This window comes from Acinetobacter sp. KS-LM10, from assembly GCF_036896575.1.
GTDB lineage: Bacteria > Pseudomonadota > Gammaproteobacteria > Pseudomonadales > Moraxellaceae > Acinetobacter > Acinetobacter avistercoris.
Map to the genome: position 1 here is coordinate 300,466 of NZ_CP145906.1, position 24,003 is coordinate 324,468.

The following is a 24,003-nucleotide window of genomic DNA, read 5'->3' on the forward strand; positions in this document are numbered from 1 at the left end:
TTGATTAAATAATTATGTCGCATATTTCTGTATTACTTCATGAAACTGTTGATGCCTTACTGGCGGATCGCAATACAGGAATTTATGTCGATGGCACATTTGGCCGTGGTGGTCACACGCGTCATTTATTGTCTAAGTTGGATGAAAATGCTCGTGTCTATGGTTTCGATAAAGATCCTCAAGCATTGGCTGTGGCAGCTGAATTGGAACAAGAAGATCCGAGATTTAAGATTATTCATGCAAGTTTTGCGGATATCAAACAAGAGTTAAATCAGCGTGGTATCGAAGAAGTAGACGGCATTATGGCTGATTTAGGCGTGTCATCTCCACAGCTCGATCAAGCGGAACGCGGCTTTAGCTTTATGAAAGATGGTCCACTCGATATGAGAATGGATAACTCAAAGGGGATGACAGCCGCAGAGTGGTTGGTCAGTGTTGAGGAAGAGCATCTTGCAAATGTTATTTACCAGTATGGTGAAGAGCGTTATAGTCGTCGTATCGCAAAAGCTGTTAAAGCAGCGGGTTATATTGATACCACTGCACAGTTAGCTGAAATTGTAAAAGTGGCACATCCAAAGTGGGAAAAAAATAAGCATGCCGCTACCCGTACTTTCCAAGCCATTCGTATTGAAATTAATAAAGAACTCGATGATGTGCATGCTTTCTTACCTCAAGCACTTGAGTTATTGAAATCAGATGGTCGTTTAGCGGTGATTAGCTTCCATTCTTTGGAAGATCGAATTATTAAACAATTTATTCAAAAAGAATCAACTTTCCCTGAAGATACGGGCTGGGGGATGCCACAAAAAATCGAAGATAAACGTCGCTTGAAAAAAATTGATCGTGTTCGTGCAAGTGAAGCCGAAGTTAAAGAGAATCCTCGCTCACGTAGTGCATGGTTACGGGTAGCAGAGCGCTTCAATAAAAAAGGCCAGGAATGAAGTCTGAAATTGTAGAAGAAAAAAATTTAAATTCATTGAAGCGAAAGAAAGCCTTAATGTATACGATTCTAACAGCACTGGTTTTGATCAGTGCTTTTATGGTCGTGTATCAAGTGTATTTATATCGTCATGATTTTCGTGAATTTAATACGCATATGCGTGACCGTGAAGATATTAATGCGGAATGGGGACGTTTGTTGATTGAACAACAAACCTTTGGTGCGACAGCACAAATTGGCACGCGCGCAGTAACCCAGTTAAGAATGTATTCACCACCAACAGCGAAAACTGTAGTGATTTCTTTACCCGTAGAATCTGAACAAAAAAGATAGGCACGCTGAATGGTGGATAAAAGTAAAATGAAGCAACCGCGTAAAAAACAACGTTCAATCTCAGAAAAACCAAGTCTTGCATTAGACATGTGGCGTTTTTATTTGATGTGGGGCTTCGTGCTTCTTTGCTTTATTTTATTGGTTTTCCGTGCTTTTTATGTGCAAGTCATTAACAAAGATTTTTTACAAAATAAAGCCAATGCTAAAATTTTAAGAACAGAAAAAATGAGTGCGATGCGCGGTGTGATCAGTGATCGCAACGGTATTCCTTTGGCGATTAGTACTCCGATTATGAAAGTGGTGATCGATCCTAAAAATTATTACGACACAAAAGCTGCATTTGATGAAATTACGTCTGAATTGAAAGAAACGCCCAATAGTGTAAGGCTGAAAAATCAACTACCTAAAGAAAATCTGAATTTAGATGAATTAGCAGATGCAGTGGGTATTGATCGACAAGAGCTTCGTAAACGCGTTAAAGATCGGTCGCGTTCTCGATATTTGGTCTTAAAAAAAGAAGTTCCACCTCCACAGGCAGATTTGATTGTAAAACGTAATTTTGCAGGTGTGTATGCTGAAAAATCATACAAGCGTTATTACCCACAACCTCAAGCTAATTCACAAATTATTGGATTAACCAACACAGAGGGGACGGGCATTGAGGGCTTAGAAATGCAGCTCAATAAACGTCTTGCTGGGGTAAATGGCGAACAAAAAATTGTACGTGATAAACATGGTAATCGTGTACAAACACCTGAAGTGGTTAAGGAAGTTGAGGCTGGAGAGAACATTACGCTGAGTATTGACTCACGTTTGCAATACATTATGTACCGTGAGCTTACGGCTGTCGGTGTGGCAAATAATGCTCGCTCTGCAACGGCAATTGCAGTAGATGTGAAAACAGGTGAAATACTCGCGATGACCAGTTGGCCATCGTATAACCCGAATGATAAAAATAGCTTATCGAATAAAGACGCGATGCGTAACCGTGGTGCGGTAGATTCATTTGAGCCAGGTTCGACCATGAAACCATTGACAGTTGCCATGGCGCTGGAAAGTGGGAAATATACGGCCAATTCAGTGGTGAATACGACTCCTGGTTCTATGCGTGTGGGTAACCATACTATTCGTGATACGCATAATTATGGTGCATTGACATTAGGCGGAATTATTCAAAAATCATCGAATGTTGGTGTTGCGAAAATTGCCTTATCGCTTCCATATCCGACACTTCCAACATTCTATAAGCGCTTAGGTTTTGGTCAGCGTTCTGCAGTTAAATTTCCAGGTGAAAGTCCAGGTTTAATTTTACCGCCGAGTAAGTGGAATGTTTCTGAAGTGGCAACCATGTCTTATGGCTATGGTTTAAATGCGACCGTATTACAACTGGCAGATGCCTATGCCATGCTTGCCAATAAAGGTGTAAAAGTTCCTTTAAGTTTATATAAGCTTGAAGGTGAACCCAAAGGTGAGCCAATGATTGATCCTAAAATTGCGGATCAAGTGCTCCTGATGATGGAAACTGCAACCTTACCTGGTGGTACAGCGACACGCGCTATAATTCCTGGTTATCGCGTCGCGGGTAAGACGGGTACCGCACACAAATTACGCCCAGATCGTAAAGGTTATTCGACCACTGAATATCGCGCCTTATTTGCGGGTATTGCACCGGTCAGTGACCCTCGTCTAGCGATGGTGGTTGTCGTTGAAAACCCGAAAGGCACTTATTATGGTGGCGTGGTTTCTGCACCTGTATTTTCTCGGGTAATGCAAGAATCCTTAAGGTTGCTGAATGTGCCTCTTGATAAACCCTTAGATACTCCAAAAATCCAGTAAATAGGTGATGAATGTCCATTACATTTAAAGATCTCTACACCACCGAAGATGCCGCTGAATGGATGCAACATTCCTTTCAGGGCTTTAGTCTGGATAGTCGTAAAGTGAGTACAGGGCAAATTTTCATTGCCCTGAATAGTTTTTCTGAACCTGAAAAAACCGTCCAATATGCACAAAAAGCATTAGAGAATGGCGCAATTTCGGTAATATCTGAAGTGGATTTAAATTTAGAAAATAATTTAGTCGTGCCCAATGTTCGTCAATTGATGGGGCATTGGCAGAAGCAATATTTAAGGGCAGTACAGCCAACGACAGCGGCAAAAATTATTGCTGTCACAGGCACCAATGGTAAAACGACAATTTCACGATTAATTGCTGAATTATTGATGTTAAGCGATGTGAAATGTGCTGTGATGGGAACGACAGGTAATGGAATATTGCCTCATTTAGAGGTGTCTTCACACACCACCTTAGATGCTTTAAATCTACAAAATGCCATTCATCATTATGCATTGAATGGCGCAAAATTTGTTTCCTTAGAAGCTAGCTCTCATGGTTTAGAGCAAGGACGACTAAAGGGTTGTGATATTGAAATCGCTGTGTATAGCAACCTTAGTCGTGATCATTTGGATTACCACGGGACTTTGGAAGCCTATGCTGCAGCAAAAGCATTGCTTTTTAAATTCAGCAGCTTAAAAGTTGCCATCATCAATATTGATGATGAGCATGCATCGATTATGCTCAACGCTGCTAAAGAAAACAAAGCCAAGCCAAGATTGATCACCTATTCGACTCGACAGAATGCAGATTATCAAGTTAACGATATTGAATATAGTCTAGCAGGCGCTACGTTTACATTAGTGACCGCTCATGGTGAGTTTAAAGTGAAGAGCCCATTGCTCGGTCACTTTAATGTGGAAAATATTGTGGCGAGTTTAATTGCTGCAGAGCAAGCAGGGTTTGACTTAAAAGCATTAATCAGCGTAGTGCACAAGCTTGAAGGTGCACCTGGACGTATGCAAGTCATTCGCGATGAGCAAAGACTGTTTATTGTTGATTATGCACATACGCCAGATGCTTTGATTCAGGTTTTACAAACGTTGAAACGTCATGTATTAAAAGACTTGTGGGCAGTATTTGGTTGCGGTGGTGATCGGGATCGTGGCAAAAGACCGTTAATGACCCAAGCAGCGCTTGATTATGCTGATATCGCACTCATCACTTCAGATAATCCGCGAACTGAGAATCCTGAACAAATTTTTGCCGATATGAAAGCAGGTATAGATTTTTCAGGACACAATAAATATGAAATACCTGATCGTCGTGAAGCGATTAAATTCGCTGTTAAAAATGCTCAAGATGGCGATATCGTGGTGATAGCTGGAAAAGGGCATGAAAATTATCAAGAGATAGATGGTGTGCGCCATTGGTTTGATGATGTTGTAGAAGTGCAATCGGCAATAAATGCGATGCATAGTTCAATTGACTCAGCTTATCCAGCGCAATAAGGAAAACAAATGCATACCTCAACAACAAGTACCGCAGCTTTAGTGCCTTGGACAGCAGAACAACTGATTCAAGCAACGCAAGGTTACTGGTATCAAGACAAAGCACCATTCACAGATTTAAAGCGTATTTTGACTGACTCACGCCATGCTGAAAAAGGGGATATCTTTTTAGCATTAAAAGGTGAGCGCTTTGATGCACATGATTTTATTGCACAAGTTGCTTCTAACGGTTGTGAAGTGGCAATTGTGAGTCAACCCTTAGCAATCGATATATGTCAATTGGTGGTTGAAGATACTCGATTGGCATTGGGCCATTTGGGTGCTTATCGTCGTGCTCAAAATCCACAGTTGAAGGTCATTGCATTGACTGGTAGTAGTGGGAAAACCACGACTAAAGAAATGCTAGGCAGTATTTTGTCCAGACTCGCACCGACGTTGATCACCCGTGGTAACTTGAATAATGATTTGGGTGTGCCGATGATGTTGCTCGAGCTACAAGCTGAACATCAATATGCGGTGATGGAATTGGGTGCCAGTCACCAAGGTGAGATTGACTATACCTCGAATCTTGTCCAGCCGCATGTTGCGGGTATTATCAATATTGGTACAGCGCATTTGGGTGAGTTTGGTGGTCGTGAAGGCATTTGCCGAGCTAAATCTGAAATTTATGCGCATATTGATAAAACAGGAATATCCATTGTTCCTGCGCAAGATGATTTTATTGCGGATATTCAAAAAGCAGTAACCACTGAGCGAACTTTGAGTTTTGGTGAGGGTGGTGATGTTTTTGCGACAGAGATTGAACTCTTAGCGCAATCGGCTCAATTTACTTTAAATACACCGCAAGGTTGTAGTACTGTCAATTTACCTTTTGCAGGTATGCATAATGTTTCTAATGCGACAGCAGCTACTGCCTTTGCTCTGGCGATCGGAATTGATTTACAGGGTATCGTACAAGGGCTTGAACAAGCTCAAGGCGCAAAAGGCCGTTTAAATTTTATTCAGCAAGACAAATATTTATTTATCGATGATACCTATAATGCCAATCCAACCTCAATGCTTGCAGCTGGTGAAGTACTTGCTCAGCAAGAGGGGATTCGTGTCATGGTCATGGGTGATATTGGTGAACTTGGCGCAACAGCGGCACAACAGCACTATCTGTTGGGTCGTGATTTAGTGTCGATGAAAGGGCTAAATTTCATTGTGGCTGTAGGTGAGTTTTCACCTGCAATTCAAGAAGGTGCGCGTAGCACTCAATATGGTAAAAAATTACAGGCTTTTCTCAATCAAGAACAAGCGCTTCCATTTTTAATTAGTCTAGTCGAAACGCATCAACCGCAAAAAATGAGTTTCTTGTTTAAGGGTTCTCGTTATACCCACATGGAAACGTTGATGACAGATCTGATGGAGAAACTCTAAATGCTGTTATGGCTATTTGAACAATTGGCGGGCTATAACAGTTCGTTTAATGTGGTCCGTTATTTAACATTACGCGCATTGTTAAGCGTATTGACGGCCCTAACCATTGGATTAGTGCTCGGACCAGTGATGATCCGTAAATTACAAGCACTCAAATATGGCCAAGCAGTGAGTTCTTTTGCTCCTGAAAACCATGCCAAAAAAATGGGTACGCCAACGATGGGTGGATTACTCATTCTTCTTTCCATTGGTATTTCAACGCTATTGTGGGCTGATTTATCCAACCCCTATGTTTGGATTGTAATGGCTGTAATGGTTATTTTTGGTGCTGTCGGTTGGGCTGATGATTGGATCAAGATTCGTTATAAAGACAATGCTGGATTACCTGCACGTAAAAAGTTTTTTTGGACTTCAGTGGGTTCACTCGGTGCAGGTATTGCGTTATATATCATCGCAACACAACAAGCAAATCCAGTCCAAACAGCAAGTATGTTGGATCTGTTGATTCCATTCTTTAAAGATCTGTCGATTCCATTGTCTGCGGTTCCTTTGGGTATTGGTTTCATTATCTTTACGTATTTTGTAATTAATGGCGCTTCTAATGCTGTGAATTTAACCGATGGTTTAGATGGTTTAGCGATCATGCCAGTGGTATTGGTTGCTGCAGGTCTGGGTGTATTTGCTTACTTGGCAGGTGATGTGCGTTTTGCTAATTATTTGCATATTCCTTATGTCAGAAATGCATCAGAATTGGTAGTCATCTGTGCGGCGATGATTGGTGCTGGATTAGCGTTTCTTTGGTATAACGCACATCCAGCGCAAATTTTCATGGGTGATGTTGGCGCATTATCGCTTGGCGCAATGCTCGGTACGATCGCTGTGATGGTTCGCCAAGAGATTGTTTTTGCGATTATGGCGGGTGTATTTGTGGTAGAAGCAATTTCGGTTTTCTTACAAATTGGTTCACTGCGCATGCGTAACAAGCGTGTTTTCTTAATGGCACCTTTGCATCATCATTATGAGAAAAAGGGTTGGCGTGAAACACAAGTGGTGATTCGCTTCTGGATTATTACAATTATGCTGGTAGTTTTAGGTCTAATGACTTTAAAATTGCGTTAAGCAAAATGAAACTGAAAAGTCGGCATGTGCCGACTTTTTTAATGGCTGAACGCTTTGGAGAAAATTATGAATGTGTTGATGTGTCCTGTTTGTCGCAACGCATTAATACTTGCTGATAAAACTTGGCGCTGTGAAAGCAATCATAGTTATGATGTAGCAAAGCAAGGTTATGTGAATTTGCATGTTGTTCAACATAAGCACAGTAAAAATCCTGGGGATACATCTGAATCAGTGCAAGCACGCCGAGCATTTTTAAGTGCAGGTTTCTATGCGCCATTACAGCAAGCAGTGATGAGCATCATTCGAGATTTGAAAATCGAGACTTTGATTGATATTGGTTGTGGTGAAGGTTATTACACAGATGCGATGCAGGCTGAAGTATTAAATTGTGTGGGTGTGGACATTGCTAAAAATGCGGTTCAAGTTGCAGCAAAATTAAATAAAAATATGACGTGGGTGGTTGGGACAGGTGCAGTGTTGCCAGTATTGGATCACGCTGTGGACCTATGTACCAGCTTATTTAGTCCAATCCCTGAACAAGAAATTTTACGTGTGCTGAAACCAAATGGCTATTTGATGGTGGTAACACCAGCGGTAGATCATCTTTATGCGATGCGAGAAGCTTTGTTTGAGGAGGTCAATCCACATGAGCCACATAAGTTTGTTGAGCAACTCAGCAATAATTTTGAATTGGTTCAGGATATTGTGATCGATACTCCGATGATGCTCCAACAACAAGATCTTAAAAATTTAATCGCAATGACACCGTATGCATATAAGGCGAAACCAGAATTGCGACAAGCATTGGAAGCAAAAGAAAGCTGTGATTTAGCAGCACAATTCCAAATCTATCTCTTTAAAAAGAAAGAATGAAACCGTAAAAAAGCCCGCTGAAGCGGGCTTTTTTACGAATGACGTTTAATGCATGACATTTATTGAAACTCGTTAATCAAGTTTTCTAGAGCATCTTGCTTGGGTGCTGCTTTGGGTTGGCTCATCGGTGGTGGAGTAGAATTGCTAGGTTGCAAAGGTTGCTCACCACTCGGTAAATCATCAAAGTCTCGCGATGTATTTATGTCCGGACTAATCACGGGCGCACGATAAATAGGACGTGCCAAAGGTGGGGTGCCCGCATTATTTCGTTCTGAATCCTTAACCTCTATAGCTTGGCCACGTTGCTCGCGTGTCAGCGGCGCCTTTGCATTTTTATCTAAGCTTACCCATGAGGATGGAGAATCTGCTAAAGATTTGGCCATAAAGTTACTCCAAATCGGAAGCGCTGCAATGCCACCATATTCACGACGACCTAATGTAGAAGGCTGATCAAAGCCCACCCAAGTCACTGCAACCAATTGACCATTGAAACCAGCGAACCAAGCATCTTTAGCATCATTCGTGGTTCCTGTTTTACCGCCTAAGTCATTACGACCAATTTTTAATGCAGCACGACCTGTACCGTGTTGAATCACGTCTTTGAGGATATTGGCCATATCGAAAGCAGAGCTCGATTTTAAAATACGTTGAGCTTGACGATATTGACTTTTTTCCTCTTTGGTTAATATTGTTTCAGGTTCAGCTGCATCTACATTATTCGTGATTTCAATAACTTCATCATCTGGAGTAGCGGCTTCCGCTTGGACTACTTTTGTTTTTGATTTGATACAGGAAATACAGGCATATTCAGGATTGGCTTTATAAATCACTTGTCCATAAGCATCCTCAATACGGCTAATGAAATGAGGCTGTACACGGAAACCACCATTGGCAATAGCTGAGTAGCCTGTCGCCATTTGGATAGGGAGGACTTGAGGCGTACCTAAGGCAATGGTGTAGTTACGTGGAATTTGGTCATCCTGCAAACCAAAATCCATGAATAATTGACGTGTACGTTCTATCCCTACAGTTTGTAAGAGTCGCACTGAAACGGTATTGCGTGATAAATACAAGGCACGACGTAAAGGGATCATGCCTAAATAGCGGCCATCTGAATTTCGTGGAGACCACTTTCCAATGGTAATCGGATTATCATTGACCATTGTATGTGGCGTCATACCACGTTCAAGGGCCAATGCATAAACAAAAGGTTTAATAATAGAACCAGGCTGGCGCCAGCCTTGAATAGCACGGTTAAACTTAGAGTGATAAAAGTTATAGCCCCCAACGATCGCAGCAATAGAGCCATCATTCGGATTTAAGGCAATCAGTTGACCTTGAACTTTAGGGATTTGCACCAAAGCCCATGAACTCTTATTTGCATTGGGTCTTAAACGAACAATATCTTTCACTTTAACAATTTGTGATGCTCTGCTTGGTGCGCCACCAACACTGTTTGCACTGCGATAAGGACGAACCCAAGACATACCTGACCACGGTACTGTAACCGTAGATCCATCTTGCATCATGGCTTCAAAAGAATTGTTATTCACTTTGGTCACTTCAACCGGATAAGTATCTGCATAAGGTATAAAGTTTTTCAAAGGTTGATTATGTGCTTCAGCACCTCGCCAGCCATGGCGACGATCATAATCCTCTAAGCCTTTACGAACAGCATCTTCTGCGTATTCTTGTCGTTTATAGTCGATCGTTGTATAAACTTTATAACCCGAATCTGTCGCCAAATCACCAAATTTGCTCACCAACTCTGAGCGAACCATTTCCCCGACATAAGGGAATTTATTACTGACACCTCGATCAGGCATGTTTAAAGCCACAGGCTCAGCGACAGCATTTTGATATTCAGCTTGAGTGATATAACCGAGTTGCAGCATGCGACCTAAAATCCAATTTCGTCGTTCTAAAGCACGTTCAGGATTGGCAACAGGATTATATCTAGATGGCGCTTTGGGTAAGCCGGCGATCATCGCCATTTGGGCAACCGAAAGCTGATCTAAACTCTTGTCATAATAAATTTTCGCAGCAGCAGCGATACCATAAGCATTTTTGCCCAAGAAAATTTTATTTACATATAACGTTAAAATATCTTCTTTGCTGAGTTTTTGTTCAATTTTTCGTGCCAGAAAAATTTCAGTCAATTTTCTTTTTAAAGTTCTTTCTGGTGAAAGATAATAATTCTTAGCAACTTGCATGGTGATGGTGGAGCCACCTGTCTGAACATCAGATCCTGTTACAGTTTCACTGATCGCACGTCCTAAACCTTTAAAACTAATACCGCTATGCTCAAAAAAAGAAGAATCTTCTGCGGCTAAAAAAGCGTAAATAAACTTTTCAGGAATTTGTTCATATTCAACAGGCACAGAAAGTTTACCGCCATATTCGGCAATAAGCTGATTATCTGAGGTGTAAACTTGCAAAGGTTTTAATAATGGCGCCTTTTTTAGAGAGTTCATTTCAGGGAGTGATGGCGCAATGTATAAGTACATGCCATAAAAACCCATAGGAATAGCGATTAAAATGATGATAATCAGTAGAAAAAAAGGGTGAATCTGTCCACAACAAGATAGCTTTTTCATAACAAGTAAGTTTTAATAGGTGCTAAAGGCAAACTAAGGTGGTCAGTATAACTTCTCATTTAACAGATTGTTAGTTTTGAAATTATATCCGCAAATAATTTAGACCAAGTGTAAATAGTTTGTATTGTTGTTGGGGATAAAAAAATAATAGGACGTACATTGTGCTCGGACTCTATCGTAAGCCAAATAAGGGATTGGTGGGAGTAGATATTAGTTCTACTTCTGTAAAGTTATTGGAATTGTCTGTAAAGAATGGGCGCTATTGGGTTGAGAGCTATGGCTTGAGTCCACTAGTCGACGGTAGTGTTGTCGAAAAGAACATTCTTAATCCTGACAACGTTGCAGATGCTTTAGAGCGCGCAATGAATATTGCCAATCCGCAATCCTCAAATGTTGCAATTGCTGTGCCAACGTCCATGGTCATTCATAAGGTGATCGAGATGGATGCGGACATGTCGGATGAAGAACGTGAAGTTCAAATTCGAATGGATGCAGAGCAATATATTCCATTTCCATTAGATGAAGTGAGTCTCGATTTCGAAGTGCTTACTGAAAAACTGAATGCGTCAAACCGTGTCAATGTTTTACTGGTGGCTACGCGTACCGAGAATGTTGATTCAAGGGTCGAGGTTTTAGACCTTGTTGGATTGAACCCTAAAGTCGCCGAAGTTGAAAGTTATGCATTAGAACGTAGTTTTGAAGTATTTTCCGATACTTTGCCTGTTGGGGCGAGTTTAGTGGGTGTACTGGACATCGGTCATACCATGACCACACTTTCTGTGATGCAAAACGGAAAGATTATCTATACACGAGAGCAGGTGTTTGGTGGGAAGCAGCTGACTCAAGATGTACAAAATCGTTATGGCTTATCCTTTGACGAAGCTGGACGAGCAAAAAAAGACAGCACTTTGCCAGATGATTTCGAAACTGAAGTCTTAATGCCATTTTTAGATGCAGTCATTCAGCAGGCTGCGCGCTCATTACAATTCTTTTTCTCATCATCTCAGTTTAACGAAATTGATCATATTTTATTGGCAGGAGGGAATGCCAATATTCCTGGATTGTCAAAACTCATGCAGCAGAAGCTAGGATGCCGAGTCACTGTTGCAAACCCATTTTTACAAATGGGTTTTTCTCCTCAAATTGACTTAAAAAAAATAGAAAATGATGCACCTTCTTTATTGGTGGCATGTGGTCTTGCATTGAGGAGTTTTGATTAATGGCTAAGATTAATTTACTCCCTTGGCGCGATGAGCTAAGAGAACAACGAAAGAAAAATTTTGTTTTTATTACGATATTCGTCGCGATATTGGCGGTGGGGGCTTTATTGGCGGCATGGTTTATTTTAAACCAAAAATTGAGTGATCAAGAACAAGCGAATCAGCTCATTGTCAGTAGCAATCAAAGTTTAGATGTTGAACTGAAAAGCCTTGAAGGTTTGCAAGAACGTCGTGATGCTATTATTGAAAGAATGAAATTAATTCAAGGCTTAGAAGGACAGAGACCCGTCACTGTGCGTTTGGTCGATGAGTTGGTTCGAGTTTTGCCAGAAAAAGTCTATCTCACTAAATTTACGCGAACAGGTGATAAATTCACTTTTGAAGGACGAGCTGAAAGTCCGAATGCAGTTGCTGAGTTTTTAAGAGGTTTAGAGTCTTCTGAATGGTATCGAAATGCATTCATGAACTCCTTTTTAGCAGCGCCTGAAACGAATGAAAAAGCCAATACTTCAGTTATTCCTCGTGTGGAAGAATCATATGGGACTTTTCTGGTCACTGCTGATTTAGGCATCATTGCACAGCCCGTTGAAGCTGCATCTAATCTTAATTCAGGAGGTGCACAATGAGTCGTAATGATCTAGATGATTTCAACTCAGAAGTCGCAAAGCCGAAAAAGAAAAGTATAAATGTTCAGAAATTTTTTCAACAATTTAACACCTTAGATTCGAGTAATTACGGTGGATGGCCAAGCTCAGTAAAAATGACCTGTTGGATATTTTTATGTGTGGTGATTGGCGTGATTGGTTATTTTTTGGTACTCAAACCGAAGATTGAAGAAATCAACTTCGCGCATGAAAAAGAAAAAAGTTTGCTTGTTGAGTTTAAGGAGAAGTTTTCTAAGCTACGTAATTTGCAACAATACCAAACTCAATTACAGCAAATGGAAATGACGTTTAACCAGCAGTTGGAATTACTGCCTAAAGAGACTGAAATTCCGAGTTTGGTTGAGGACATCAACTTAACAGGTGTGAAATCAGGGCTTAAATTTAAAAATATTCGTTTAGAACCTGAAGTTGCTCAAGAGTTCTTTATTGAGCAGCCGATTTCGATTGAAACCACAGGCGATTATCACTCATTTGGTCAATTCGTCAGTGGAATTGCAGGCTTATCACGTATTTTAACCTTACATGATTTCGTGATTACAGCGACACCAAGTCAAGATAAAAAAACCGATATTCCGACTGTTGATTATTCACTTAAAGCTAAAACCTACCGTTATGTAGCATCTACAGATGAGGCTTCAAATGCTGGTGTACCAGCGGCTCAACCAGCAGGAGTGCAGTAATGATGAATCATTTAAAATTGATCTGTATGCTGGCTTTGAGTGGTCTTTTTATAGGGTGTGATTCTCGAATTGATGCGGTTAATCAAGAGATGACCAATATACGAGATCAAACACCATTGCCGATAGAACCTGAGCCTGTATTCACTCAAGTCCCACTTTTCAATTATTCTGCCCAACAGCTTCGTAGTCCTTTTTTAGCATTCTCATTGGCAAATGAGTTAAAAGTGATGGCAGGCAAAAGAGTCTATCCAAATTTCAATAGGCCTACACAACCACTTGAAAACTATGCACTTGAGTTGTTGAGTTTGAAAGGGAGTTTGAAGCGCAATAATGGTCAAATTTTAGCTTTAATTTTAACGCCTGATGGTGAAGTTGAACGTGTTCAACGTGGGAATTATATGGGGTTAAACCAAGGACGGATCGTCAATATTACACCAACTCAAATAGACCTGATCGAAGTTGTGTCTGATGGAAGAGATGGTTTTGTTGAAAGACCACGGAGTCTTGTTTTGATTGGTCCAAGGGATTAATGGCAAATAAGGAATAACAATGAAGAACAATTTTTTAAATTTTTGGGGTGGGGAAAGTCAAACTATGAATAGCATGCTTCGTCAATTTACATTGGCAGCGGTAAGTGTTGCAGTTATGCAAGCAGCTTCTGCAAAAACAGTTTTGACCAACATTGTTCCACTTGAAGTTTCTGGTCAAGGGACAGAAATTCGTATGATGTTTGATGGCTTACCTCCGAAACCTCAATCCTATCAACTTGAAAATCCAGCTCGTTTAGTTTTGGATTTTAGTCAAACGTCTCAAACATTAAGTAAACCAAGTATTCCTGCTTCGACGACTGAAGCAAGCTCAATCGACGTGACGTCAAATGATAAACGTTCAAGAGTAACCATTAATTTAAAGAATAAAGGTAGCTATACAACGCGTGTAGAGGGCAATACATTAATTCTAAAAATTAATAATCCCAATGCGAAATTGCCTAAACCTGATGCGGTAACAGCATCTAAAGAAACCAAAACCTTGGCGCCTGTTATACAGGTTCCTCAAGTTTTAAGCCCGACTGCTCCAATTTCGAATAACGTTGCTGCAACATCGACAAGATTGGCAGCGCCGATAACGACAACTTCAGAAGCCATTCCTAAAGCTGAGTCAGAAGGGTTTTGGCGTAAAGTTTTTCCTAAAGCACAAGAGCAAAACTTAGCTGTAGCGAGTAATCCTATATCTGCGGCCAGAGGCGTAGTGGTGGTGCCGAATAGTATTGCAACACCGGCTACACCCGTTTTGAATAAAGCACCTGCCATAAATCAAGTGATTCGTCCCGTGGCACCGTCATCTCAACCGATGAGCACAGCTGCGGCTAAGCCAGTCGCAAAAGTGACTATAGTTGCACAAAATATCAGTCCAGTCGTACCTGTAATGAGCTATATGCCAGTAAATACTTCGGCTGTTAAACCCCTTACAACGACTGCGGTCTATCCGATAGCTGAACCTGTTTCTGTAGCTCAATCTGTAATGCCTGTTGAATATCAACAACCAGTGCAAGGTTTAGCGGATATCGGTTTTCAGCGCGGTAGTGCGGGCGAAGGTCAAGTGGTACTCAATCTCAAATCAGCAAATACGCCAGTTGATGTTCAGCAACAAGGCAGCAAAGTTGTTGTTCGATTCCTAGGCAATAAAATTCCAACCCATTTGGTTCGACGTTTAAACGTGAATGATTTTGCGACGCCAGTTGCAACGGTGGATGCGTATAATGATAGATCTAACGGTGTCATTTCGATTCAATCGGAAGGCAGTTTCGAGTATATGGCCTATCAAACAGATGGCAATCTGACCATTAGTTTGAAACGACCAGAAGACAAGAAAGGTTTAACCACCAGCAAGCAAAGTGCTAAATATATTGGCAATAAAATCTCATTAGATTTTCAAGATATTGAAGTCCGAAGAGTACTTCAACTTTTAGCCGATTTTACCAGTATTAATATGGTGGCATCGGATACGGTACAAGGCAATATTACTTTACGTTTAAAAGATGTGCCTTGGGATCAAGCGCTTGATATCGTCATGAAAACTAAGAACTTAGATAAGCGTCGCAATGGTAATGTGATTTGGATTGCACCTGTATCTGAGCTGATTAAGGTAGAAGAAGATGAAGCCAAAGCCATTGCCCAAAGCGTTAAATTAGCGCCGTTACAAACTGAGTATATTCAACTTAATTATGCCAAAGTCATCGATATTGAAAAGTTGATTACTCAAGGTCGCAATAATGGGACTTCAAATAATAGCAATGCTTCAGGGGCAACAGTTGATATCCTTGGTGATAGCGTAGGTTCTTTGCTGAGTCCGCGTGGAACTGTTTCTGTGGATCCAAGAACGAATACATTAATTATTAATGATACAGCTCAAAAAATTGATCAAATTCGTAAAATGATCGATTTATTGGATGTGTCGGTAAAACAGGTGATGATTGAAGCACGTATTGTTCGTGCGACCACTGACTTTACCAAAGAAATGGGTGTGAAGTGGGGACTTATTTCTCAGGGTGTAAATAGAAATAACGATCTTTTAATTGGTGGTAGTGATCAAACACTGTGGGATTTGAAATCACCAGATGCCGATGGTAAATATAATATTCAACGTCCAGATAATTTAAATGTTGATTTGGGCGTGACCAATGCGGCAGGTAAAATCGCATTTGGTTTGATTAATATGTCTGACTTTATGTTGGATTTAGAGCTTTCTGCATTACAAGCAGATGGTTATGGTGAAGTGATTTCGACACCAAAAGTTTTAACAGCAGATAAACAAAAAGCGCGTGTTGCTTCAGGTCAGGAAATTCCTTATCAAACCACAGAAACAGCGGGTGGAACGGCAACAGCAACAACCTCATTTAAAGAAGCTTTATTGAGCCTTGAAGTCACACCAAGTATTACCCCAGATGGTAAGGTGCAAATGGAGTTGAACATTACCAGTGACTCACCAGCAGGCACGGCACCGAATGGTGAAATTATTCTGAATAAGAATGCAATTGATACCAATGTGCTGGTCGATAATGGTGAAACAGTGGTGTTGGGCGGGATCTTTGAACAAGAAACATTAAACTCTCAAGTCAAGGTTCCTTTCTTGGGAGATTTGCCTGCGATTGGTCGATTATTCCGTAAAGATAGTAAATCTGAAAGTAAACGAGAGTTATTAATCTTTGTGACACCAAGAATTGTTAATGACAGTCAAACTAGAAATCATTAATATACTTTCAATGAAAGCAATTCAATAGGTGACTCCTTGCCAAGCAAAGAGTTTGAATCTCTACCAAATATATATTTGGTAGGGCCCATGGGAGCGGGTAAAACGACAGTTGGTCGACATCTAGCAGATCTACTGCAAAGAGAATTTCTGGACAGTGATCACGAAATAGAAAGAAAGACTGGGGCGACCATTCCTTGGATTTTTGAAAAAGAGGGAGAGCAAGGATTCCGTCAACGTGAGTCACTTGTGATTGAGGAACTGACCTCACAAAAAAATTTAGTTCTTGCAACAGGTGGCGGAGTTGTCACTCAGTTGATTAATCGTAATTTCTTAAAATCACGAGGTATCGTGATTTATTTATATACGCCTGTCGAAATACAACTTCAAAGAACCTATCGTGATAAGAACAGACCGCTTCTTCAAGTCGAAAATCCTGAGAAAAAATTAAGAGATTTATTGCAGGTGCGGGATCCGCTATATCGTGATGTAGCACATTACATTATCGAAACTAATCAGGGTGCAGCGCGGGACTTGGCGCAAAAAATTTTGCACTTGATTGAAGTAGAAGAATTGAATTAATTGAATCCATCTTGGCTGTAAATCATGCAAACGTTATATGTTGAATTAGGCGACCGTCGTTATCCTATTTTTATTGGGAGCAATCTCAATCCGCAAGAACTTTTAGCACCTTATATTCATGGTCAGCAAGTGATGATCGTGACCAATACAACGGTTCAGCCCTTATATCTTGATCATTATGTTTCAGCGATTGAGACTTTAGGTAAAAAGGTTGAAATTTGCGTATTGCCAGATGGTGAAAAATATAAAAATATTGAACATCTCAATCTGATTTTTAATGCACTTCTTGAGGCAGGCTTTAATCGTGATTGTACGGTACTTGCATTAGGCGGTGGTGTGATTGGAGATATGGCAGGTTTTGCTTCTGCATGTTTCCAACGTGGTGTTTACTTTATCCAAGTGCCAACAACCTTGTTATCTCAAGTCGATTCAAGCGTAGGTGGAAAAACAGGAATTAATCATCCCTTGGGTAAAAATATGATTGGCGCTTTCCAACAGCCTCAAGTGGTATTGGCTGATATGGCGCAGCTTAGTACATTACCTAAGCGTGAATTATCTGCGGGTTTGTCTGAAGTCATTAAGTATGCTCTTTTGGGTGATATTGAATTTTTATCTTGGCTTGAAACACATATGGCTGGATTAATTGCACAAGATCCTGAATTACTGGCAGAAGCGGTTTATCGTTCTTGCGCACACAAAGCACGTATTGTGGCCAATGATGAAAAAGAGCAGGGTGAGCGTGCTTTACTAAATTTAGGTCATACCTTTGGGCATGCAATCGAATCATATTTGGGTTATGGCGAATGGTTGCATGGTGAAGCCGTTGCAACAGGCATGGTCATGGCCGCAGATTTGTCTCATTTAATGGGGTGGATTTCTGCGGAAGATCTTGAACGTACAAAAAATATTATTCTCGCTGCGCAATTACCGATAAAATGCCCACTCATCCCATTAGATGAATTTTTAGCGTACATGTCTCATGATAAAAAAGTACTGAATGGACAGTTACGTTTGGTTTTGATGAAGCAGCTTGGTCAGGCTTGCATCACGAAAGATTTTGATGTTGAGCTGATGAAACAAGCAATATTGCGTAATCAACATGAGTAATAGGTAAAGGCATGACAGTAAAAAATTCAAATTGGCAAAATATTCAACACTATATTTGGTTGATGGGTGGGTTACTGTTTTTAATCATTGCTTTAGTCTTTTGGTTCATGACGGATACTAAAGAGTTGGTGACGCAGTCAAAACAAATAGAAGAAACACAACTGCTTATTCAGCCAGAGAAAGTGGCTGCAACGACATATTTGGGTGGGCTTACAAATCAGGTTCGCCCACTTCAACTGACAGCTCGTAAGGTTGCTACAGGCAACCATCTGGCAGAGTTTCGCGGCACAAAATATATTCAAGCGAATCAGCGTAACTGGTTTATAGAATTGTTTAGAGTCAGGAATGAGGATGTCATTAAAAGTTTTCTGTTAAATCAAACAGATCGTCAAAATTTTATTTATTTTCGTTTAAGTGGCGAAGAACAAATTGAACAGTATGTCTTGGGTTTCGGTAATTTTAAAAACGAAAATGAAGCAAAGAGTCAATTAAATCGTTTGGCAATTAAGCTTCCTAGTTCAGTTGTACCTAAAGCTCAAAGTTTTGAGCAATATGTAGACTTGGTCAATGATTTAGGTTCTGAAGAATTGGTCGGCAGCAATAAGCTATATGAAGTTCGTTTGAAATCTGCGCCTTTGCCATTAATTGATGAGTCTTTAATTGCAAAACCCAAATTGGATGCATCTGGTGTTGATCCAGCGAAAACGACCACCAACACGACGGTTGTACGTCGGGATCGTGCAGGTAATGTGGTTGATATTAATCGTTCACAGTCCTCTGTGGATCAACCCGTACAAAAAGATGCAGCAAAAGCAGCAGCTGATAAAAAAATGGCAGACAATCAAATCAGTGATCCATTTAACTAACTTAACTAATTAACTAAAAAGTGAATTCAAGAGCGAATTAAAGAACTCATTTTAGAGTTCTAAAATAGTTCTAAAATAGAGCAAAGATAAAACATAAATATTTTTATGCACATTGTTGGTGCGATTTTAGCGTGCTAAATTGGTGCTTGTCTCTGAGAAAAAATTTAATTTGTTCAATTTATAACATTCAAGGATAAGAATAAATTTTTGGCATAAAAATTGCTGTATTGGTGCACTGTTGAATTTCTTTGTGCTTTTTTAGCGCGATGATCTTAAATGAGTGTGCGATTCAGAGTATTTGATCTGCTTTAAATAAGTGCAAATAAAGTGAAATATTTGTGATATTAAAACAGAGTAGAATCATTAGAACAGAGAGAAAACAAACGGTCTTAATGTTTTAAGAATGAAATCGTAATTAAAGAATATTGAATATGTTTTGCCCATTCAGGGCCATGTCGAAAGAAGGGTACGCTATGCACATGCCATCGCCTAATACTGTAGCTCCCGTTAAAGGTTTATACCAACCGGATGAGTTTAAAGATAACTGTGGTTTCGGATTAATTGCCCATATGCAGGGTGATGCAAGTCATGACTTGGTCAAGACCGCGATTCATAGTTTAAGTTGTATGACGCACCGTGGTGGTATTGCTGCAGATGGTAAGACCGGCGATGGTTGTGGATTGCTCTTGGCGATGCCTAAAGCTTTCTTCCGTGCTGAAGCAAAAAAACTGAGCGATATTACCTTAAGTGAAGTATTTGCTGTGGGTACGGTATTTTTAAATTTAGATCCTGCTATTGCGGCACATTCAAAACAAGTGCTGACCAAAGAAATTGAATCTGAAGGTCTAAGAGTTTTAGCTTGGCGTGTGGTTCCGACCAACGTAAATGCATTGGGTGAAATTGCTTTACGTTCTATGCCAGCTTTTGAGCAAATTATCGTGAATTGCCCGATGGGCGTGACCGAAGTTGAGTTTAATCGTAAATTATTCTTAGCGCGCCGTCGTGCAGAACAGTTATTAACTCAAGATACGTCTTTCTATGTAACGACATTGTGCTCAACAGTGATTACGTATAAAGGTTTGATGATGCCAGAGGCGATCGCAGATTTTTATACAGATCTGGCTGATCCTTCATTGGAATCACATATCGTTGTTTTCCATCAACGCTTTTCAACCAATACTTTGCCGCGTTGGCCTTTGGCACAGCCGTTCCGTTATCTTGCTCATAATGGTGAAATTAACACCATTACTGCAAATCGTAACTGGGCGATGGCACGTACCCCTAAATTCGAAAATCCACTTTTACCGGGCTTAACTGAGCTTAACCCTATCGTTAACCGCACCGGTTCAGATTCTTCAAGCTTAGACAATATGCTTGAGATATTGGTGGGCGGTGGTATGGATTTATTCCGTGCACTGCGTATGCTCGTTCCACCAGCATGGCAAAATGTTGAAACTTTAGACGCAGATTTACGTGCTTTTTATGAATTTAACTCAAAACATATGGAAGCATGGGATGGTCCTGCGGGTCTGGTGATTCAAGATGGTCGTCATGCCATTTGTATGCTAGATCGTAACGGTCTACGTCCTGCACGTTGGGTAATCACTAAAAATGGATACATCACCCTTGCATCTGAAATTGGTGTCTGGGGATATGAACCTGAGGATGTGGTGTCTAAAGGACGTGTGGGTCCAGGGCAAATTCTTGTCATAGATACCTTTACAGGTAAATTATTAGACACCAAAGATGTGAGCATGCATTTGAAAAAAATGCGTCCATATCGTGAATGGTTACGTGAAAACTCAGTCCGTGTTCATGGCAGTCCTGAGCTTGAAGAATATTTATGTGATCAGGGCTTAAAAGGCGATGACCTTAAAGCTGCACAAAAAATGTTTATGGTGACTTTCGAAGAACGCGATCAGATTCTTCGTCCTATCGCTGAAAGTGGTCAAGAAGCTGTCGGCTCTATGGGGGATGATACGCCAATGGCCGTATTGTCACGTCAAGTACGTCATGTTTCGGATTACTTCCGCCAACAATTTGCGCAAGTGACCAATCCACCGATCGATCCATTACGTGAATCGATTGTGATGTCACTTGAGACATGTCTGGGTCGTGAACAGAATGTATTTGAACAAAGTCCTGAACATGCTGATCGATTGATTATTTCAAGTCCAGTATTATCAAAATCGAAAATGCATCAAATTCGTACTTTGGGTCGTAAAGGCTATGAAATTGCCGATCTCGATTTGAACTATCCTGAAGCTGAAGGTTCTGAAGCTGCAATTTCTCGTATTTGTGAAGAAGCAGCTCAAGCGATTCGCGCTGGTAAAACCTTATTGGTGATTTCTGATCGTAAAATTCGTCAAGGTTACTTACCTGCGAATGCTGCAATGGTAACGGGTGCAATACATCATTACTTAATCCAAGTGGGTTTACGTACTGATGCCAATATTATTGTAGAAACAGCACTCGCTCGTGATGCGCATCAGTTTGCTGTGATTCTCGGTTTTGGTGCAACAGCCATTTATCCATACTTGGCTTATGATGTGATCAATGATTTAGTGGCAAAAGGTGAGTTGTTGGGTGATCCAATCCATGCCCAAGCCAATTTCCGTAAAGGCATTGAAAAAGGCTTATTAAAAGTTCTTTCAAAAATGGGAATTTCTACAGTTGCGTCTTACCGCGGTGGACAATTATTTGAAGCTGTTGGTTTGTCAGAAGAAGTCGTGAATAAATGCTTCATTGGTGTACCAAGTCGTATTAAAGGTGCAACTTTTGTTGATCTTGAAAATGATTTGAAAAAGTTAGCAGAACTTGCATGGAAAACACGTAAGCCTATCGAACAAGGCGGGTTGCTGAAATTCGTATTCGATAAGGAATACCATGCGTTTAATCCAGACGTTATCAACGCTTTGCATAAGTCGGTGCGCTCTGGTCAATATGCTGACTTTAAAGAATATGCTGAGTTGGTGAATAACCGCCCAGTGGCTACCATTCGTGATTTATTAAAACTTAAAACTGACAATCCGATTCCACTAGATCAAGTGGAAGATGTCGCTGAAATTTTACCGCGTTTTGACTCAGCGGGCATGTCGTTGGGTGCGCTGTCTCCAGAAGCACATGAAGCGATTGCCATTGCGATGAATACGATTGGTGGTCGTTCAAACTCAGGTGAGGGCGGTGAAGACCCAGCTCGCTATGGCACCATTCGTAATTCAAAAATCAAACAGATTGCATCTGGACGTTTTGGTGTTACGCCTGCGTATTTAGTGTCTGCTGAAGTTTTACAAATTAAAGTCGCACAAGGTGCAAAACCGGGTGAGGGTGGTCAGTTACCGGGAGGTAAAGTGAATGGCTTAATTGCACGTTTACGTTACTCAGTTCCAGGCGTGACGTTGATTTCACCACCACCGCATCATGATATTTATTCAATTGAAGATTTGTCACAACTGATCTTTGACTTGAAACAAGTCAATCCTCAAGCGATGGTATCGGTGAAGCTGGTTTCTGAACCGGGTGTCGGCACGATTGCAGCAGGTGTGGCAAAAGCATACGCGGACTTTATTACCATTTCGGGTTATGACGGTGGTACGGCTGCATCACCACTTTCATCGATTCATCACGCAGGTTCTCCATGGGAGCTTGGCTTAAGTGAAGCGCATCAAGCACTTCGCGTAAATGACCTACGTGGTAAAGTTCGTGTACAAACCGATGGCGGTTTGAAAACTGGCCTAGATGTAGTGAAAGCTGCAATTTTAGGTGCTGAGAGTTTTGGTTTTGGTTCTACACCCATGATTGCATTGGGCTGTAAATATTTACGTATTTGCCACTTAAATAACTGTGCAACGGGTGTCGCAACACAACAAGATCATTTACGTCAGGAACACTATATTGGTGAGCCTGAAATGTTGATCAACTTCTTCCACTTTATTGCAGAAGAAACACGTGAATGGTTGGCAGCATTAGGTGTTGCGAGCTTAAAAGACTTGATTGGCCGTACAGATTTACTGGAAATGCTTCCAGGTGAAACCGATAAACATGCGCATCTTGACCTCAGTGCATTATTGGAGTCGCATCCATCAGCAGAAGGCAAAGTGCAGTATTGCCAAGTTCAAGGCAATGCACCGTTTGATAAAGGCATTCTTGCAGAGAAAATGGTTGAACAAATGATTCCTGCCATTGAATCAGGCACGGGTGGTGAGTATCACTTCACAGTCGGCAACTGTGACCGCTCTATTGGGGCGCGTATTTCAGGTGAAATTGCGAAACGTTATGGCAATTTGAGTATGGAAGCACATCCTGTTCAAATGAATTTAGTGGGTACGGCTGGTCAATCTTTAGGCGTATGGAATGCAGGCGGTCTTCATATTAAACTTGAAGGCGATGCGAACGATTACGTGGGTAAAGGAATGGCGGGTGGTCGCATCTCTATTTTCCCACCTAAAGGTTCACCGTTCCAAACGCAAGAAACTGCGATTATTGGTAATACCTGTTTGTATGGTGCTACAGGCGGTAAATTATTTGCGGCGGGTACGGCAGGTGAGCGTTTTGCGGTACGTAACTCGGGTGCATTTGCTGTTATCGAAGGTGCTGGCGATCATTGTTGTGAATACATGACGGGTGGTATTGTGACGGTACTGGGTAAAGTCGGTCATAACTTCGGTGCGGGTATGACCGGTGGTTTTGCCTATGTACTTGATTTAGATAATGAGTTTGTTGACCATTATAACCACGAGTTAATTGAGTTAAATCGTATTTCTACAGAGTCGATGGAAGAACACCAAGATTTCTTAGGTCGCATTCTAGACGAACATATTAAAGAAACAGGTAGTGCTTGGGCGTACAAGATCAGAAATGAGTTTGATTTCTATAGCCGTAAATTCTGGCTGGTGAAACCAAAAGCTGCCAACTTGCAGACGTTATTAAAAACAACGCAAGCTGATCCACAATAATTCCACTACTGCAGATATATAGGCAGGCACAGCTGATCACATAAACAGACTGTG

General features: G+C 40.9%; 16 protein-coding genes and 1 pseudogene. 16 read left to right on the forward strand and 1 reads right to left on the reverse strand.

The window, feature by feature from the left end:
- Positions 1-14: 14 nt before the first annotated feature.
- The 7 genes and pseudogenes from rsmH (at position 15) to V5M36_RS01385 (ending at position 8,028) form a co-directional block, all read left to right on the forward strand.
- Positions 15-941 carry a 16S rRNA (cytosine(1402)-N(4))-methyltransferase RsmH gene (rsmH, locus tag V5M36_RS01355; RefSeq protein WP_338561241.1) on the forward strand — a complete coding sequence of 309 codons (927 nt, stop codon included), beginning with the start codon at positions 15-17 and terminating at the stop codon, positions 939-941.
- Complete coding sequence (ftsL, locus tag V5M36_RS01360) at positions 938-1,273, forward strand: cell division protein FtsL (RefSeq protein ID WP_338561242.1); 336 nt, start codon at positions 938-940, stop codon at positions 1,271-1,273. The genes rsmH and ftsL overlap by 4 nt, the downstream gene beginning before the upstream one ends.
- A gap of 9 nt (positions 1,274-1,282) precedes the next feature.
- A pseudogene (gene ftsI, locus V5M36_RS01365) lies at positions 1,283-3,117 on the forward strand (penicillin-binding protein PBP3).
- A 3-nt stretch (positions 3,118-3,120) separates the two neighbouring features.
- Entirely contained in the window at positions 3,121-4,617 is a 1,497-nt protein-coding gene (locus V5M36_RS01370; protein WP_338561244.1) for a UDP-N-acetylmuramoyl-L-alanyl-D-glutamate--2,6-diaminopimelate ligase, read from the forward strand.
- Positions 4,618-4,626: 9 nt separating this feature from the next.
- Positions 4,627-6,036 carry a UDP-N-acetylmuramoyl-tripeptide--D-alanyl-D-alanine ligase gene (locus V5M36_RS01375; protein WP_338561246.1) on the forward strand — a complete coding sequence of 470 codons (1,410 nt, stop codon included), beginning with the start codon at positions 4,627-4,629 and terminating at the stop codon, positions 6,034-6,036.
- Positions 6,037-7,155: a phospho-N-acetylmuramoyl-pentapeptide-transferase gene (gene mraY, locus V5M36_RS01380; RefSeq protein WP_338561249.1), complete on the forward strand. Its 1,119-nt coding sequence runs from the start codon at positions 6,037-6,039 to the stop codon at positions 7,153-7,155.
- Between the two features lie 66 nt (positions 7,156-7,221).
- A complete protein-coding gene (locus V5M36_RS01385; protein ID WP_338561251.1) occupies positions 7,222-8,028 on the forward strand; it encodes a putative RNA methyltransferase in 807 nt (268 codons plus the stop codon).
- Positions 8,029-8,087: 59 nt separating this feature from the next.
- On the opposite strand, the gene ponA is transcribed toward V5M36_RS01385, so the two are convergent.
- A complete protein-coding gene (gene ponA, locus V5M36_RS01390; RefSeq protein ID WP_338561253.1) occupies positions 8,088-10,625 on the reverse strand; it encodes a penicillin-binding protein PBP1a in 2,538 nt (845 codons plus the stop codon).
- A gap of 161 nt (positions 10,626-10,786) precedes the next feature.
- Between ponA and V5M36_RS01395 the strand changes: the two genes are divergently transcribed.
- From V5M36_RS01395 to gltB, 9 genes are all read left to right on the forward strand, one after another.
- Entirely contained in the window at positions 10,787-11,845 is a 1,059-nt protein-coding gene (locus V5M36_RS01395) for a pilus assembly protein PilM (protein WP_338561255.1), read from the forward strand.
- Positions 11,845-12,471 carry a PilN domain-containing protein gene (locus V5M36_RS01400; protein ID WP_338561258.1) on the forward strand — a complete coding sequence of 209 codons (627 nt, stop codon included), beginning with the start codon at positions 11,845-11,847 and terminating at the stop codon, positions 12,469-12,471. Before V5M36_RS01395 ends, V5M36_RS01400 begins: the two co-directional genes overlap by 1 nt.
- A complete protein-coding gene (locus V5M36_RS01405) occupies positions 12,468-13,190 on the forward strand; it encodes a type 4a pilus biogenesis protein PilO (protein ID WP_338561260.1) in 723 nt (240 codons plus the stop codon). The genes V5M36_RS01400 and V5M36_RS01405 overlap by 4 nt, the downstream gene beginning before the upstream one ends.
- 2 nt (positions 13,191-13,192) lie before the next feature.
- The gene (locus tag V5M36_RS01410) at positions 13,193-13,720 is read left to right on the forward strand and encodes a pilus assembly protein PilP (RefSeq protein ID WP_338563969.1); all 528 of its coding nucleotides are present in this window, start codon (positions 13,193-13,195) and stop codon (positions 13,718-13,720) included.
- Positions 13,721-13,739: 19 nt separating this feature from the next.
- Positions 13,740-16,442 carry a type IV pilus secretin PilQ gene (pilQ, locus tag V5M36_RS01415; RefSeq protein WP_445206299.1) on the forward strand — a complete coding sequence of 901 codons (2,703 nt, stop codon included), beginning with the start codon at positions 13,740-13,742 and terminating at the stop codon, positions 16,440-16,442.
- A 36-nt stretch (positions 16,443-16,478) separates the two neighbouring features.
- Positions 16,479-17,021 (forward strand): shikimate kinase AroK, encoded by a 543-nt coding sequence (gene aroK / locus V5M36_RS01420; protein ID WP_338561263.1) that lies wholly within the window; start codon positions 16,479-16,481, stop codon positions 17,019-17,021.
- A 24-nt stretch (positions 17,022-17,045) separates the two neighbouring features.
- Complete coding sequence (gene aroB, locus V5M36_RS01425) at positions 17,046-18,128, forward strand: 3-dehydroquinate synthase (protein ID WP_338561265.1); 1,083 nt, start codon at positions 17,046-17,048, stop codon at positions 18,126-18,128.
- An 11-nt stretch (positions 18,129-18,139) separates the two neighbouring features.
- Entirely contained in the window at positions 18,140-18,994 is an 855-nt protein-coding gene (locus V5M36_RS01430) for a hypothetical protein (RefSeq protein WP_338561266.1), read from the forward strand.
- A gap of 479 nt (positions 18,995-19,473) precedes the next feature.
- On the forward strand, positions 19,474-23,949 hold the full coding sequence (gene gltB, locus V5M36_RS01435) for a glutamate synthase large subunit (protein WP_338563974.1): 4,476 nt from the start codon (positions 19,474-19,476) through the stop codon (positions 23,947-23,949).
- The last annotated feature ends 54 nt before the right edge of the window (positions 23,950-24,003 follow it).